This window comes from Kribbella endophytica, assembly GCF_054781295.1.
Genome location: NZ_BAAGUR010000003.1, coordinates 247,235 through 262,278, shown reverse-complemented (window position 1 = coordinate 262,278; position 15,044 = coordinate 247,235). Strand labels below are relative to the sequence as shown.

Sequence of the window (15,044 nt, the reverse complement as noted above, 5' to 3'; positions counted from 1 at the left end):
GTTGGTGGCCGGGATAGTTTGAGGACGTGGCTTATTCGATCGTTCCAGGTTCTCTAGCGCTGTCCCGTTCCGTGCTCGACCGGGCTGCCGACCGCAGACGTGACCAGGAGTGGCTGGCCAAGGCCTGGGCCGCGCCGGAGACGCAGGTGGCGCTGCTGACGGGCGAGAAGCTGGCCGTCGACGACTCCCGTACGGCGCTGCGCTTCGTGCCGCCGGCCGGAGCGCCGGAGGGCCAGCGGATCTTCCTCGGCCTCGACCGCGAGGCCGGAGCAGGCCGTACGGCGGAGGGCCGCGCCGTCTTCGGCGTACTGATCCCTGGCGAGCCCGACGAGTCGTACGCTGGCCTGCGCGAGCTCGGCGCCGTACTGAACGACCGCGAGGCCGGGATCGCCGTCAACCTGGTCGGCCTGGCCAACTGGCACGCGATCAACACGCACTGCTCGAACTGCGGCGCCCACACCGTCGTCGTCGACGCCGGGCACGTCCGCGACTGCCCCGACTGCGGCATGCACCACTTCCCCCGCAGCGACCCGGCCATCATCGTGCTGGTCACCGACGACCAGGACCGCGCGCTGCTCGGCCGCAACGAGAACTGGCCCGAGGGCCGCTACTCCACGCTGGCCGGGTTCGTCGAGCCGGGCGAGTCGCTGGAGGCCGCCGTACGGCGTGAGGTGCTGGAGGAGACCGGCGTCGTGATCGGCGAGGACGTCGAGTACGCCGGTTCGCAGCCGTGGCCGATGCCGCAGAGCCTGATGCTCGGCTACTACGCCAAGGCGACCGGGTTCGCGATCGAGGTCGACGACGACGAGATCGTCGACGCGCGCTGGTTCAGCCGCGAGGACCTCGCGGCGCAGATCGCGGACGAGACGCTGGCGCTGCCCGGCAACATCTCCATCTCCCGCCGCCTCATCGAAGGCTGGTACGGCGAGGAGCTGCCGGGCAGCTGGTAAGTCAGGCGACGAGCTTCTCGGCGACCTGCGCGAGGCTCGGGTTGGTCATCGCGGTCCCGTCGGGGAACACCACCGTCGGGACGGTCTGGTTGCCGTTGTTGATCTTCTCGACCAGCTCGGCCGCGCCCGGGGTCTGCTCGATGTCGACCTCGGTGAACTCGATGCCCGCTCGCTTCAGCTGGCCCTTCAGGCGCGCGCAGTAACCGCACCAAGGCGTCGAGTACATCGTAAAAGCCGCCATCGTGGCTCGCTCCGTCTCTGTCGTGGGCGACTTGTCCGTCGGCCCGTCTAGGGTTGACCCCGTCCTACCGGAGAACCACAGCGTCAGGGGTCCTGTTCCCGCATGTCTCACCCCGTGAGCGACATCACACGTGCCGTTGCGAGCCGCTCGGCCGACGAACTGCTCGAAGCGCTCGACCCCGAGCAGCGTGCCGTCGCCACCGCCCTGCACGGACCGGTCGTCGTGATGGCCGGAGCGGGCACGGGCAAGACCCGCGCGATCACCCACCGGATCGCGTACGGCGTGAAGACCGGCACCTACGACCCGGTCCGCGTGCTCGCGGTGACCTTCACCCAGCGTGCCGCCGGCGAGATGCGCGGCCGGCTCGCCCAGCTCGGCGCGGACGGCGTCCAGGCGCGGACGTTCCACTCGGCCGCGCTGCGGCAGGCCCGCTTCTTCTGGCCGAAGGTGTACCGCTCGGAGCTGCCGCCGATCGTGGACCGCAAGTTCCCGCTGCTCACCGAGGCGGCCGGCCGCTGCCGGATCCGCGTCGACACCCCGGCGCTGCGCGACCTCGCCGGTGAGGTCGAGTGGTCGAAGGTCAGCAACGTCCGCCCCGACGACTACGCCCGGATCGCGCCGCAGTCCGGGCGCGCGCTGGCCGCCTTCGACCCGGCCACGATCGCGCGCGTCTTCGCGGCGTACGAGGACGTGAAGCTGGAGCGTGGCCGGATCGATCTGGAGGACGTGCTGCTCTGCGCGGTCGCGCTGCTGGCCGAGGACGAGCGCGTCGCGGCCGAGATCCGCCGGCAGTACCGGACCTTCGTCGTCGACGAGTACCAGGACGTCAGCCCGATCCAGCAGAGCCTGCTGAACCTGTGGCTCGGCGGCCGCGAGGACGTCTGCGTGGTCGGCGACCCGGCGCAGACCATCTACTCGTGGGCCGGCGCCGACCCGGAGAACCTGGTCCGCTTCGCCTCCAGGCACCCGAACGCGAACGTGATCAAGCTGGTCCGCGACTACCGCTCGACCCCGCAGATCGTCGACGTGGCGAACAAGGTCCTCGACGCCGCCGGTCCGGCCGGACTGCCCGGCCGGGTGACGCTGCGCTCGCAGCTCGAGCCGGGCCCGGCGCCGACGTACCGGGAGTACTCCGACGAGGTCGCCGAGGCGGACGCCGTCGCCCGCGCGGTCCAGCGGCTGAAGGAGGAGGGCGTCGCGCTGCGCGACATCGCGGTGCTCTTCCGGACCAACGCCCAGTCGGAGAACTTCGAGCAGGCGCTGGCCGAGCGCAAGATCCCCGCCGTCCTGAAGGGTGCCGAGCGGTTCTTCGAGCGGCCTGAGATCCGGCAGGCGGCGATGCTGCTGCGCGGCCAGGTCAAGGGCGGCGACCCGGGCGACGACCTGCAGGAGACCGTCCGCGGCGTACTGGGTGGTGCCGGCTGGACGCAGGACCCGCCGGCCGGCAAGGGCGCGGTCCGGGACCGCTGGGAGTCGCTGAGCGCGCTGGTGACGATGGCGGCCGACTTCGCCAAGTCGCACCCGCAGGCCGGGCTGGTCGACCTGATGAGCGAGCTGGACCGGCGGGCCACGATCCAGCACGCGCCGCTGGCCGAGGGCGTCACGCTGGCGACGCTGCACACGGCCAAGGGCCTGGAGTGGGAGTGCGTGTTCATCGTCGGGGCCCACGAGGGGACCCTGCCGATCAGCTACGCCCAGACCCCGACCCAGGTCGAGGAGGAACGGCGGCTGTTCTACGTCGGGGTGACGCGCGCCAAGCAGCAGCTGTTCGTCAGCTGGTCGACGTCGCGCTCGCCGGGCGGCCGCGGCACCCGCGGGCCGACCCGGTTCCTCGACTCGATCGGCATCGGCGGATCGTCGCGCCAGGCGGCGCAGGAGTGGCAGCCGGCGGGCCGGACCGGCCGGGAGCGGACGGACAAGCCGATCCCGAAGTGCCGGGTCTGCGGCCGCGGCCTGCTCGACCCGGGCGCCCGCAAGCTCGGCCGCTGCGAGGACTGCCCGTCGACGATGGACCAGGAGCTGTACGACGCGCTGCTGGCCTGGCGCGCCGAGCGGGCCGCCGAGGAGAGCGTCCCGGCGTTCGTGATCTTCACCGACGCCACGCTGACCGCGATCGCCGAGGCCCGGCCCACCGACGAGCGCGAACTGCTCCGCATCCCGGGCATCGGCCGCACCAAGCTGACCAAGTACGGCGAGCCCGTGATCGTGATCTGCACTCGTCGGTAATTGAATTCTGTTGCAGGGTTGGCCTTCTGGGGCGCACGATGGTCAAGAGGCTTCTCCCGACAGCAGACGGGATGGCACTTAGATGACAGAGGCAACGATTCCGCAGCGTGCAGGACGGGCGCCGGAGCGTGCCGGTGCGGTGCCGGAGCAGTGACTTCCGGGCGTCGCGGCGGCAACTTCCGGCCAATGTCAGAAACTGCCGTTAAATAGTTTGCGGGGCTCGCGCGCCTCGGCGTACTGTTCTTTCTGCGGTCACCGGTGTGGCCGAAAACTTCAAACTACAGCGATCGAGCTTGCCGCCCGTTCGCGACAACGAGAGGAGGTGCCTGGGAAATGATGACGAACATGACGATGAAGCCGAAGTTCGCCGGCGACGTGCTGCCGTGCGCCCTCATCCCGGGTGCCGTCTCGCGTCTGCACGTCGAGACCGTTGTTCTCACGGCCAAGGCCTACGCCCCGATCCAGGGCGGAGCTGTCGGCGATGTGAAGCGTGGCGGTTCGGGTTCTCGATCTTGGAGTCCACCGGTCTGACTCTCGAAGTCAGCCGGCACCTCCAAGGCCGCGGAACCCACCAAGGGTCCCGCGGCCTTTTTGTTTGTCAACCCACAGTTTGCCGGCCACCAACCGGTGGCCGGTCCGGACGACAAGAAATCAGTACGACAGTCACTAGGAGGTGACCGGTTATGAGCGTGAGCTTCCTCGATCAATTCACCGAGGTTGCCGCGTCGGAGGACCTGCCCTGTCGGTCCTACGCGCCCGAGCTTTTCTTCGCAGAGTCCCCGTCGGACGTCGAGTACGCGAAGTCTCTCTGCACCACCTGTCCCTTGATGGCCGAGTGCCTGGCCGGCGCGCTGGAGCGCTCCGAGCCGTGGGGTGTGTGGGGAGGCCAGCTGTTCGTCCAGGGAGTGGTGGTGGCGCGCAAGCGTCCCCGCGGACGTCCCCGCAAGAGCGACACCGTCACTGCTGCCTGATCCATCCATCCGAAACGAGACTCGAACCATGAACCCGAACCGCACTCACAGGAGCATTCAGATGAACTTACTTCAGGAAGACCTCGCACGAGCTCACTGTCGATCTTTACTGAACGACGCCGAGCAGAACCGGCGCTTCCGCCTCGCGACGCAGGTCGCGCGGGCGCAGAAGCAGGCCGAGCGGGCCACGCGGCGCGCGGAGAGGGCCAGCGCAAAAGCGCGCCTCACCCTCGCCCGTCTGGTCTGATCCATCCGGACGCCGATCCACCGGCCGGACCACCAGGTCCGGCCGGCCGGCGCCCTAGTACAACCGGCTGACGCGGCCGGAGCAGATCTCCAGCACGCCGCGTGCAGCCCGACTCAGCAGCCGTCCGCAGGTCCTCGGAGCAGGGGCCGGGACCAGCGAAGCTGCGGCCCGAGGGGCGGCATCCACCCGGATGCCGCCCCTCGGCGCGTTCGGCGGTGAGACCGGCGTACGGCGGAAGGACTCGCGAGGCGCGGCGGAAGGCTCAGCCCGTACGGCGTACTACGGGTGCGCGGGCAAAGTCCCCGCGCGCTGCCGACCGGCCACCGCGATCCGGCGGGTCTCCTGCAGCAGCAGCGTCAGGTACGGATTGGTGTTGTCGCGCAGCCAGATGATCGCCAGCTCGTTCGGTACGGCGTCGACCAGCGGCAGCCAGACCAGGCGCGGATGCGCGAAGTAGGTCACCGTCGACGCGGGCGCGATCCAGCAGCCGTGCCCGGCGGCGACCAGGTGCAGGCACTCCTCCGGCGTACGGGCCTGCGGACCGAAGATCGCGCGGCTGCCGTCCGGACGGGGGTCGATGAACCAGAACGCCACGACCGCCTCGGGCATGTTGTCCCGCGGGCCGATCACCGGCAGGTCGCCGAGGTCCGCGATGGTCAGCGAGGTCCGGTCGGACAGCGGATGACCGGGCGGAAGCGCCACCCAGCGCTCTTCCTTCACCAGCGGATGGATCGCGAACCGGGGGTCGTTGCCGATCGGCAACCACAGGAACGCGGCATCAACTCGCCGTTCGAGGACGGCGGCGAGCTCGTCCGGCAGGGTGTGGACGGCGACCGGCTGGAGCTCCAGGTCCGGTGCCTGCAGGCAGAGCGCCGCCTCGACCGCGGGCATGAAGTGCGCCGTGCTCTGCGCCTTGAAGGCGACCCGTAGCGGCTTGGGCCGGCCGGCCGCGACCTGGCGAGCTTCGGACATCATCGCTTCGGCCGACGACAGCAGCGTCTCGCCCTGCTTGAGCACGACCTCGCCCGCCGCGGTCAGCTCGATCCCGGACGACAGCCGCTCGACCAACGGCGTACCGACCAGCCGTTCGAGCTGGCGGATCTGACCGCTGACCGCTTGCTGCGTGAGGTTGAGCCGCGCACCGGCCCTGGTCATGCTGCCCTCGTGGGCCACCGCTGCCAGGGCCTGCAGCAGCCGCAAGCTGAGGTCCACCCTTGCCATGGTGCCACAACAAACGGTTGTCATCGCGCCAACGAGTTCCTGTTTCCGTTCGGCCCGATCACGCCGGACGATCAGAGCACGTCCACGTGATGAGAGAAGGAAAAGCATGACGCTGAAGGGCAAAACGGTGCTGGTCACCGGCTCGTCCAAGGGGCTGGGACGGGCGATCCTGCTGAGGCTGGCCGGGCAGGGTGCGAACGTCGTCGTGAACTACTCGCGCGACGAGGCCGCCGCGAGCGAGGTCCAGGCCGCGGCCGAGGAGCTCGGCGTGCAGGCGATCACCGTCGCCGCCGACGTGTCCACAGTGGACGGCATCGAGAAGGTGTTCGATGCAGCGGTCGCCGCGTTCGACCAGATCGACATCGTGGTCGCCAACGCCGGTATGGAGAAGGTGAACATCCCGGTCACCGACGTGACCGAGGAGGACTTCGACCTGCTGTTCCGGGTCAACACCAAGGGCCCGTACTTCGTGCTGCGCGAGGCGGCCCGGCGGATCGCCGACAACGGCCGGATCATCACGATCTCGTCGAACACCACCACGGTTCCGCAGGTCGGGGTCGGCCTGTACGGCACCAGCAAGGTCGCGACCGGCTACCTGGTCCGGGTGCTCGCGCTCGAGCTCGGCCCGCGCGGGGTCACGGTGAACACCATCGTTCCCGGTCCGATCGACGGCGCCGGCATCTTCACCGATCCGGCGAACGACGAGTACAAGAAGGGCCTGATCTCGATGGTTCCGATCGGGCGGCTCGGCACGACCGAGGACGTCGCGGGCATCGCGGCCTTCCTGGCCAGTGACGACGCGGGACTGATCACCGGCCAGCAAGTGGTCGCCGACGGCGGAATGCACTGAGGAGACCGACAGATGACAACAATGATGCGTGCGGCCCAGGCCCAGACGGCCGGTGGCCCCTTCGTAGTGACGGACCTGCCCGTCCCCGAGCCGAAGCCGGGGCAGATCCGGGTCAAGGTGTACGCCTGCGGGATCTGCGGCGGTGACGCGATTCCGCGCAACGGCCTGTTCGGGGCGACGCTGCCTCGCGTGCCCGGCCACGAGATCGCCGGGGTGGTCGACGCGGTCGGCGACGGCGTCACGGTCTTCGAGGTCGGCCAGCGGGTCGGCGTCGGCTGGTCCGGCGGGGTCGACTTCACCTGCGAGTTCTGCCGCCGGGGTGACTTCACCAACTGCGTCCAGCACACGATCGTCGGTACGTCGTACGACGGCGGCTACGCCGAGTACATGGTGGCGCCGCAGGACGCGGTGGCCCGGATCCCTGACGGGTTGTCGTTCGAGGAGGCGGCGCCGCTGATGTGTGGCGGCATCACCGCCTTCAACGCGCTCCGGCACGCACCGGCCGGCCCCGGCGACCTGGTCGCCGTCCAGGGCGTCGGCGGGGTCGGGCACCTGGCGATCCAGTTCGCCGCCAAGATGGGCTTCCGGACCGTCGCGATCAACCGCGGCCGGGACAAGGAGAAGCTGGCCCGTGAGCTCGGCGCCGACGAGTACATCGACAGCAACGAGGGCGACGCGGGCGAGGCGCTGACGGCGCTCGGCGGAGCGGCCGTCGTACTGGCGACCGTGTCGCGTGCCGAGCTGCAGACCGACCTGTTCAAGGGTCTGCGCCCGAACGGTGAGCTGATCGTGCTGGAGGGCGAGGACCCGATCCAGGTCAGCGGCCACGATCTGTCCGACGGCCGGCGGGCCCTGAAGGGCTGGTACAGCGGCGTCTCCCAGGACAGCGAGGACACGCTGAACTTCGCCGTCCTGAAGGGCGTCCGGCCGATCATCGAGACCTTCCCGCTCGAGCAGGCCGAAGAAGCCTGGCAGCACCAGCCGAAGGCGAACCTCCGGATCGTGCTGAGGACCCAGCCGGAGTCCTGACGGTTCACCCGGTGGCCGCCTCGAGCGGCCACCGGGGGCCTAGATTGGTCCTATGACCACCACTCCCAGTTGCGCGCTGTGCGGTACGCCGGCGCCGACCGAGGATCTGCCGCTGACCTGGGTCACCTCGGTCGAGAACGGCCGCAAGCTCGTCTACTGCGACCGCTGCACGCGTGAGAACGTCCGCAGCATCGAGGGCAAGCTCGACAGCGCCTGGTGGTAGGCCCTACTCGTCCGTGAAGCCGGGCAGGAACTCCTCCAGCACCGACTTGAACGGTGCCTCCGTCTCCAGTTGCGACAGCACCGCGATGCCACCGATCCACACCCGGTGGATCAGCAGGTACGACGGGGGCATATTCAGCCGCAGCGCCAGGGACGCGTTGGGGGAGCGGAAGTCTCCGGTCCGGTTCGCCTGCTCGCGCATCCACGCCCGGCTGAACTGGAACGTCTCCGTCCGGGCCGGCTCCGCGAAGGGCGCCAGGTAGTCCATCAGCTGCGCGGGGTCGATCTCCATCCGCGGCTTGACGAACCCCTCGGCCCGGAGCCCGGCCAGGACCTCGTCGCCGGCGCCTTCCAGGGAGATCCGCAGCAGCCGCCCCATCGCCGGCGGCAGCCCTTCCGGGAGCCGAGCGCAGAGCCCGAAATCGACCACTCCGAGCCGCCCGTCGGCCAGGACGCGGAAGTTCCCCGGGTGCGGGTCGGAGTGCAGCAGCCCGGCCAGTCGCGGCCCGCTGAACATGAACCGGACGTACTTCAGCCCGAGCTCGTCGCGCTCGGCCTTCGTCCCGTCGGTGATGAAGCTCGACAGCGGCTTGCCCTCGATCCACTCCGACACGATCACGGTGGGGGAGTGCTTCACCACCCGCGGGACGACGAACTCCGGGTGGTCCTTGAAGGCGTCGGCGTACTGCTGCTGGGCCTGCGCCTCGCGGTCGTAGTCGAGCTCCTCGCCGATCCGGTCCTGGAGCTCGGTGATCAGCGGCTTCATGTCGAGGCCGGGGACGAGCGTGCCGAAGGTCCTGGCGAACCGGCCGAGCTGCTTCAGGTCTGCCCGCAGCGCCTCGGCGGCGCCCGGGTACTGCAGCTTGATGGCGACCTCGCGGCCGTCCTTGAGCACCCCGCGGTGCACCTGCCCGATCGACGCGGCCGCGGCCGGCTTGTCGTCGAACTCCGAGAAGCGGCTGCGCCAGCGCTTGCCCAGCTCCTCGGACAGGATCTTGTCGACCGTCGCGGCCGGCATCGGCGGAGCGGAGTCCTGGAGCTTGGTCAGCGTCGCCCGGTACGGCGCCGCGAGCTCCTCGGGCATCGCCGACTCCATCAGGCTGAGCATCTGCCCGAACTTCATCGCGCCGCCCTTGAGCTCACCCAGGACGGAGAACAACTGGTCGGCGGTCCGGCGCTGGAACTCGGCCATCACCGCCTCGGCCGGCGCACCGCCGATCCGCTTGCCGAGCCCGACGGTCGCGCGCCCGGCGGCACCGAGTGGCAGGCTCGCCAGCTTCGCCGTACGGCTGAGCGCCTTGCGGGGGAGGTCGGACACATCCCCATTCTGTCGCCTCACCCAAGCCCGCTCCCGCCGGGGTCACCGGCGCGTCGTACCGGGTGGGTAACGACGAGGGGCGGAGGCCCGGCCGAAGCCGGACCACCGCCCCTACGACGTGGTGCTGGTGCGTCAGGCCTTGCCGAGGATCCGGTTCAGGTTCGTACCGCACTCGGGGCACTTGGCCTTGGCCATGCGCGTGCCCTTGTCGTTGACCTTGACCTCGCCGTCGGCGGTGCGCTTGGCCTTGCACTTGACGCAGTAGAACTCGCCGCTCCAGGTCTCTGCCATGAGGGCCTCTCTCCTTGCTCTGAATACCAGCCGGGGCTTGCAGGCCCCTGGCCGTCGTGGATGCTAACGGCAGACCGTCCTGCCGTAGGCCGTTCGGCCCAGTCGAGATTCACCCTACGGCAGCTTGAGCGTGGCTCAAGCGCACCCCAGTGCCCGCGCGCCGCGTGGAAACCCCTTTCCGAGATCCGTCCCGGCACGGAACAGGCTCCCGGGAGTCCGCCTGCGGAACCGCTCGGCTTCCCCTCCGAGCAGCCCCGGAGGCGGTCCGGGAGCCTGTTGGACCTGACGCTAGAAGGCCGCCGCCGCGCTGACAAGCCCGCGTTGTCCACCCCTGTGGATAACTCTGTGGGCAAGCTGTGGGGCGCGCCGGGCGGCGCTGTGGACGAGCGGGGGAACAGGGTGTGAACAAACGGATTCCGCCGTCCCCCGATTACCCGTCTGACCTGCGAAAACGTCTGTGCACAGGATGTGGACGCAAGAAAGTCGTCGGATTCGGGCGATACCGTTTCCCTCATGGCCGACTCCCCACCGCGCCCGATCCCGCCGTACGTCGACATCCGGCGCAGCAAGCGGCGCAAGCGGACCGTGAGCGCGTACCGCGACGGCGAGCGGGTGGTCGTGCTGATGCCCGACCGGCTGTCCGCGACCGAGGAGGCGCGCTGGGTCGAGACCATGCTCCAGCGCCTCGATCGGCAGCGCAGCAAATCCCGCGTGTCGGACGAAAAATTGTTGGCCAGAGCACACGAACTCGCGTGTCGCCACCTCCCCGAAGTGCCCGAACCTGCGTCGGTCCGCTGGGTTTCGAACCAAAACAGACGGTGGGGCTCCTGCACGCCGGCCGACAAATCGATCCGTTTGTCGACCCGTCTGCAGTCGATGCCCGCCTGGGTCGTCGACTACGTCCTGGTGCACGAGCTGGTCCACCTGGTCGAGCCGTCGCACAACGCGGCCTTCTGGGACCTGGTCCACCGCTTCCCGAAGGCCGAGCGCGCCGAGGGGTACCTGGAGGGCGTCTCGGCCGCCGCCAGCCTCGACCTCGAGGAGTTCTGACCGGCTTTTCCGTACGCCGTACGAGTGGCCCCGGAGCCGGGGTGGGGTGTGGATTTCCCCAGGGTCAGGGTGGGGCCTGCCCCAGGGGAAGACGGGGGATACCTGCATGGCGGCGACCCCCTCCCAGACGCGAGGCTGATGGGCATCGGCAGCGTGGCGGAGGGGCTCCGCTGCCAGGGTGCGCGTCGTAGCGCAGAGGGGCAGGGAAGCCAGATGAGTGGCCAGTTGAACAGCCGGGCCGAGCGCCGGTCGAGGGGACCGCTGACGGTCCGGGCGGCACGATGGAGCGCCACCCACCCGTGGCGGGCGATCGCGCTCTGGCTCGCCGTCGTGGTGGCGTGCTTCGCGCTCGGCAGCATGACCGGGACGAAGGAGTCGACCAACGAGGGCGACATCGGCGAGGTGACCCGGGCCGACGACATCGTGAAGTCCGGCAACTTCGACGACCCGGACGTGGAGAGCGTGCTGATCACGCCGACCTCGGGGTCGTTGAACCAGGCCGACGCCAACCAGGTCGCGAAGGTCGTGACGGAACGGATGCGCGCCCTCGGTGGGGTCGCGGACGTGGCCCAGCCGATCCTCGCGCCGAACAAGAACGCCCTGATCGTCCGGGTCGAGCTGAAGGACGGCGACGACGACAACCGGGTCCAGCCGCTGCTCGACGCGACCGCCAAGGTCCAGCAGGAGCACCCGGGGCTCAGGGTCGAGCAGGTCGGCGGTGAGTCGATCGACAAGGCGCTGAGCGAGACGCTCGGCGAGGACTTCAAACGGGCCGAGATGTTCAGCCTGCCGGTGACGCTGGCGATCCTGCTGGTCGCCTTCGGGGCGCTGATCGCCGCGACCGTGCCGTTGCTGCTCGCGCTGTCCGCGGTCGCCGCCGCGATCGGGCTCGCCGCGGCCGCCTCCCAGTTCGTCCCCGCGGTCGACGCGGTGAACAGCGTGATCCTGCTGATCGGTATGGCGGTCGGCGTCGACTACTCCCTGTTCTACCTGCGCCGCGAACGCGAGGAGCGCGCCAAGGGCCGCGGTCACGTCGACGCGGTCGAGATCGCCGCGGCGACCTCCGGACACGCGGTCGTGGTCTCCGGTACGGCGGTCATCATCTCGATGGCCGGCCCGTTCCTGGCCCGCGACGCGGTGTTCTCGTCCTTCGCGGTCGGCTCGATCCTGGTTGTCGCGGTGGCCGTCGCCGGTTCGCTGACCGTGCTGCCGGCGATTCTGGCGAAGCTCGGTCGCTGGGTGGACCGCCCGCGCATCCCGTTGCTGTGGCGCCTCACGGCCCGTACGTCGGAGCCGCGGTTCTGGCCCGCCGTCCTGAAGCCGGCGCTGAAGCACCCGGTCGCCACGCTGACCGTCTCGGTCGTCGCGCTGCTCGCCGTCGCTTCGCCGGCGCTCGGGATGACGCTGAAGTTCCCCGGTACCGAGGACCTGCCGCGCGACACCGCGGTGATGCAGGCCTACGACCGGCTGACCGCGGCCTTCCCCAGCACGGGGACGAGCCACGAGGTCGCGATCAAGGCACCGGCCGACCAGCAGGTCGCCGTACAGGCTGCACTGACCGAGCTGGCCAAGCGGACCGAGGGTGACTCGCTCTATGCCCAGGACGGGTTGGAGAAGCCGCGGGTATCGGCCGATGGCCGGGTGACCGTGGCCGAGGTTGCCACGCCGTACGAGGGTGGCAGTGATCAGGCGCGGGACTCGCTGGCCAAGCTGCGCAACGAGTTGATCCCGCAGACGGTCGGCAAGGTGCCGGGCGCGGAGTACGCCGTCGGTGGGTTCGTGGCCGCGGATGTGGACTACGCGGCGCACACGCGGTCGAAGCTGCCGCTGGTGATCGGGTTCGTGCTGCTGCTGACGATGATCGTGATGATGGTGACGTTCCGGTCGGTCGTGGTCGCGGTGACCGCGATCGGGCTGAACCTGCTCAGCGCCGGTGCGGCGTACGGCGTGGTCACGGCGGTCTTCCAGAACACCTGGGCCGAAGGGCTGCTGGACTTCCGGTCGAACGGCGCGGTCGTGTCCTGGCTCCCGCTGTTCCTCTTCGTGGTGCTGTTCGGGCTGTCGATGGACTACCACGTGTTCGTGGTCAGCCGGATCCGCGAAGCGGTGCTGCGCGGGGTGCCGACCAAGCAGGCCGTTGCCGAGGGCATCACCGGTTCGGCCGGCGTGGTGACCAGCGCGGCGGCGGTGATGATCGGGGTGTTCGCGGTCTTCGCGACGCTGAGCACGCTGGACATGAAGCAGTTGGGTGTCGGCCTGGCGGTCGCGATCCTGATCGACGCGACGATCATCCGGGCGGTCGTCCTGCCGAGCATCATGACGCTGCTCGGCGAGGCGAACTGGTGGGCCCCGAAGTGGCTCCGCCGCACGCCGCCGAAGCACGCGGTGACCCAGGCGCCCGAGGAGGAGCGCGAGCTCACTCCGGTCGGCTGACAGCCGGCGACGGGATCTCGGCTGCGAGGCTGGGACCTTGAACACCTAATCGGGGCCTCGGACAGCAAATAACGTGTCCGAGGTCCCGGCATGGTGTCCGGGGTCCCGGTTTCAGTCCGTGGGGGACTGGCGGGCTCGGTGGGCTGCTGCCTTCACTCGGCTCTGGCACTGCGGCGAACAGAACCGCCGCTGCCCGTTGCGCGAGACATCCACGAAAACCCGATCACACTGCGGCGCCGCACAAACCCCGAGCCGCCCGGCGAGATCACTACCGACGGCCAACGCCAACCCCGCGGCACATCCTGCGGCCCAGCCGTTCACCAGCCCGTCGTCTGGCCCGTGGAAGTGCAGGCTCCACCCGCGCTCCCGCCGATCCAACTGCGGCCGCGCGTTCGTGTCGAGCAGCAACGCGTTGATCTCGTCAGCCGCCCGATCGAGATCCCCGGTCTGCGCCGCCTCGAACACGACTCGCATCCGCCCAGCCAGTACGGCGAGCCGCCGCGCATCGTCCGCTTTGACCGACGGCTGCGGATAACCGATCGCCACCAGCGAGTCGGCGACAGCCTGCGCTTCGTCAGCCGGCCCGTCGAAAGCCACGCCACCGGACCAGCCGGGCGTCAGCCGGTTCACGTACTCGACCGACGCCGCCAGCACGTTCCGCGTATGACCATCAAAAGACACTTGACCAGTCACGCTACTCCTTCGTATGGTCGATGGCGTGACCGACGATACCGCTTTAGACAGTCATGGCGATGAGAGCCCCGCGCCCACCTCACGCTCGGCGCCGAACGGCACCGGCGCCGCCGTCGCGTCCACCACGGGGAACTCCTGGCGAGGTCTTTCGCCGACGGTCTGGGTCCTGGTCCTCGCCCGCGCGGTGAACAAGATCGGCGCCTTCACGCTCCCGTTCCTCGGGGTCGTGCTCACCGTCGAGTTCGGCGCCTCGCTGGCGCAGACCGGGCTGATCCTCGCCGTCTTCGGCGCCGCGACCATCCCGTCCCGCCTGCTCGGCGGCCAACTCGCGGACCGCCTCGGTCGCCGGCGCACGATCGTGCTCGGCCTGACCGGCTGCGCGGTCGCCCAGCTCTGGATCGCTTTGAGCGACCAGCTCTGGTCCGCCGTACTGGCGACCGTCCTGCTCGGTCTGGCCTTCGAGATCTACGAACCACCCAGCCAGGCGACCATCGCCGACGTCACCGAGCCCGCCGACCGGCCCACGGCGTACGGGCTGCTGGGCGCGGCCATGGCTGCTGCCGGTGTCCTGGCTGGTCTGCTCGCGGCAGCAGTCAGCCACTTCGACCTGCGCTGGCTGTTCGTAGCCGACGCAATCACCTGCCTGGCCTGCGCGGTACTGGTCGCGCTGGCTCTGCCTGCAGATGTACGGCGAGATCGCATCCAGCCAACAAGAGCAGCAGTGTGGCGCGATCGCCGTCTGCTTCTGCTGCTCGCGAGCGGCACAGTCTTCGCCACCATCTACATGCAGCTGGTCATCGGCATCCCGCTCACCCTGCTGGACCAGGGACTGCCCGAATCGGGCACCGGCTTCATCCTGGCCGTTTCCGCGGTCACACTGATCCTCGCGCAGCGCCTGCTCCGCGTGCAGCGCCTGGACGACTTCCGCTCGATCGCCATCGGCTACGGGCTACTCGCTGCAGGCCTGGTCGTCACAGCCTTCGCGCACAGCCTCACGGTCTTCCTGCTCGCCACAGTGCTCTGGAGCCTCGGCGACCTGTTCCTGCTGACCCGCTACCTCACGCAGGCCTCAGGCCTAGCCCCCGACCATGCAAGAGGCCGCTACCTGGCCGTCTTCGGCCTGAGCTGGGGCATCGCGACGACCATCGCACCACTGACCGCAACCCAGCTCCTGAAGGCCGCCGGCTCCGAAGGCCTCTGGCTCACCAGCGCCGCGACAGCCGTCGTACTGGCGAGCCTGCAACCGTGGTTCAGGAAGCAGCTGGCCCCAGCTGCACCGCGAGGAAGCAGCTGACGTCGTGA

General features: G+C 69.6%; 16 protein-coding genes. 11 read left to right on the top strand and 5 right to left on the bottom strand.

Features of this window, described 5'->3' with window-relative positions:
* The first annotated feature begins 26 nt into the window (after nucleotides 1–26).
* Nucleotides 27–950 carry an NAD(+) diphosphatase gene (nudC, locus tag ACYVIO_RS27520; protein ID WP_460653805.1) on the top strand — a complete coding sequence of 308 codons (924 nt, stop codon included), beginning with the start codon at nucleotides 27–29 and terminating at the stop codon, nucleotides 948–950.
* 1 nt (nucleotide 951) lies between these two features.
* On the opposite strand, the gene ACYVIO_RS27515 is transcribed toward nudC, so the two are convergent.
* Nucleotides 952–1,191 carry a mycoredoxin gene (locus ACYVIO_RS27515; protein ID WP_460653804.1) on the bottom strand — a complete coding sequence of 80 codons (240 nt, stop codon included), beginning with the start codon at nucleotides 1,189–1,191 and terminating at the stop codon, nucleotides 952–954.
* A 102-nt stretch (nucleotides 1,192–1,293) separates the two neighbouring features.
* Here ACYVIO_RS27515 and ACYVIO_RS27510 point away from each other — a divergent pair, with 102 nt between their 5' ends.
* From ACYVIO_RS27510 to ACYVIO_RS27495, 4 genes are all read left to right on the top strand, one after another.
* Nucleotides 1,294–3,417, top strand: a complete 2,124-nt coding sequence (locus ACYVIO_RS27510) for an ATP-dependent DNA helicase UvrD2 (protein WP_460653803.1) — start codon at nucleotides 1,294–1,296, stop codon at nucleotides 3,415–3,417.
* Nucleotides 3,418–3,750: 333 nt separating this feature from the next.
* Nucleotides 3,751–3,948, top strand: coding sequence for a hypothetical protein (locus tag ACYVIO_RS27505; RefSeq protein WP_460653802.1), 198 nt, complete (start codon nucleotides 3,751–3,753; stop codon nucleotides 3,946–3,948).
* Nucleotides 3,949–4,100: 152 nt separating this feature from the next.
* On the top strand, nucleotides 4,101–4,388 hold the full coding sequence (locus ACYVIO_RS27500) for a WhiB family transcriptional regulator (RefSeq protein ID WP_184797050.1): 288 nt from the start codon (nucleotides 4,101–4,103) through the stop codon (nucleotides 4,386–4,388).
* 28 nt (nucleotides 4,389–4,416) lie between these two features.
* On the top strand, nucleotides 4,417–4,635 hold the full coding sequence (locus ACYVIO_RS27495; protein ID WP_460653801.1) for a hypothetical protein: 219 nt from the start codon (nucleotides 4,417–4,419) through the stop codon (nucleotides 4,633–4,635).
* 279 nt (nucleotides 4,636–4,914) lie between these two features.
* On the opposite strand, the gene ACYVIO_RS27490 is transcribed toward ACYVIO_RS27495, so the two are convergent.
* A complete protein-coding gene (locus tag ACYVIO_RS27490; protein ID WP_460653800.1) occupies nucleotides 4,915–5,847 on the bottom strand; it encodes a LysR family transcriptional regulator in 933 nt (310 codons plus the stop codon).
* Nucleotides 5,848–5,962: 115 nt separating this feature from the next.
* Here ACYVIO_RS27490 and ACYVIO_RS27485 point away from each other — a divergent pair, with 115 nt between their 5' ends.
* From ACYVIO_RS27485 to ACYVIO_RS27475, 3 genes are read left to right on the top strand one after another with little or no spacing between them, the layout of a single operon-like run.
* Nucleotides 5,963–6,706: an SDR family oxidoreductase gene (locus tag ACYVIO_RS27485; RefSeq protein ID WP_460653799.1), complete on the top strand. Its 744-nt coding sequence runs from the start codon at nucleotides 5,963–5,965 to the stop codon at nucleotides 6,704–6,706.
* Nucleotides 6,707–6,718: 12 nt separating this feature from the next.
* Nucleotides 6,719–7,735 carry an alcohol dehydrogenase catalytic domain-containing protein gene (locus tag ACYVIO_RS27480; RefSeq protein ID WP_460653798.1) on the top strand — a complete coding sequence of 339 codons (1,017 nt, stop codon included), beginning with the start codon at nucleotides 6,719–6,721 and terminating at the stop codon, nucleotides 7,733–7,735.
* Between the two features lie 52 nt (nucleotides 7,736–7,787).
* Entirely contained in the window at nucleotides 7,788–7,958 is a 171-nt protein-coding gene (locus tag ACYVIO_RS27475) for a hypothetical protein (RefSeq protein WP_460653797.1), read from the top strand.
* A gap of 3 nt (nucleotides 7,959–7,961) precedes the next feature.
* On the opposite strand, the gene ACYVIO_RS27470 is transcribed toward ACYVIO_RS27475, so the two are convergent.
* The gene (locus tag ACYVIO_RS27470; RefSeq protein WP_460653796.1) at nucleotides 7,962–9,275 is read right to left on the bottom strand and encodes an ABC1 kinase family protein; all 1,314 of its coding nucleotides are present in this window, start codon (nucleotides 9,273–9,275) and stop codon (nucleotides 7,962–7,964) included.
* A 132-nt stretch (nucleotides 9,276–9,407) separates the two neighbouring features.
* Entirely contained in the window at nucleotides 9,408–9,566 is a 159-nt protein-coding gene (locus tag ACYVIO_RS27465; RefSeq protein WP_012922897.1) for a DUF5679 domain-containing protein, read from the bottom strand.
* 513 nt (nucleotides 9,567–10,079) lie between these two features.
* Between ACYVIO_RS27465 and ACYVIO_RS27460 the strand changes: the two genes are divergently transcribed.
* Together ACYVIO_RS27460 and ACYVIO_RS27455 are read left to right on the top strand one after the other, a co-directional pair.
* Nucleotides 10,080–10,616: a M48 family metallopeptidase gene (locus ACYVIO_RS27460; protein WP_460653795.1), complete on the top strand. Its 537-nt coding sequence runs from the start codon at nucleotides 10,080–10,082 to the stop codon at nucleotides 10,614–10,616.
* A 213-nt stretch (nucleotides 10,617–10,829) separates the two neighbouring features.
* On the top strand, nucleotides 10,830–13,049 hold the full coding sequence (locus tag ACYVIO_RS27455; RefSeq protein ID WP_460653794.1) for an MMPL family transporter: 2,220 nt from the start codon (nucleotides 10,830–10,832) through the stop codon (nucleotides 13,047–13,049).
* A gap of 111 nt (nucleotides 13,050–13,160) precedes the next feature.
* On the opposite strand, the gene ACYVIO_RS27450 is transcribed toward ACYVIO_RS27455, so the two are convergent.
* Nucleotides 13,161–13,742 (bottom strand): CGNR zinc finger domain-containing protein, encoded by a 582-nt coding sequence (locus tag ACYVIO_RS27450; RefSeq protein ID WP_460653793.1) that lies wholly within the window; start codon nucleotides 13,740–13,742, stop codon nucleotides 13,161–13,163.
* A gap of 25 nt (nucleotides 13,743–13,767) precedes the next feature.
* On the opposite strand from ACYVIO_RS27450, the gene ACYVIO_RS27445 reads away from it, so the two are divergent.
* A complete protein-coding gene (locus ACYVIO_RS27445) occupies nucleotides 13,768–15,036 on the top strand; it encodes an MFS transporter (protein ID WP_460653792.1) in 1,269 nt (422 codons plus the stop codon).
* The last annotated feature ends 8 nt before the right edge of the window (nucleotides 15,037–15,044 follow it).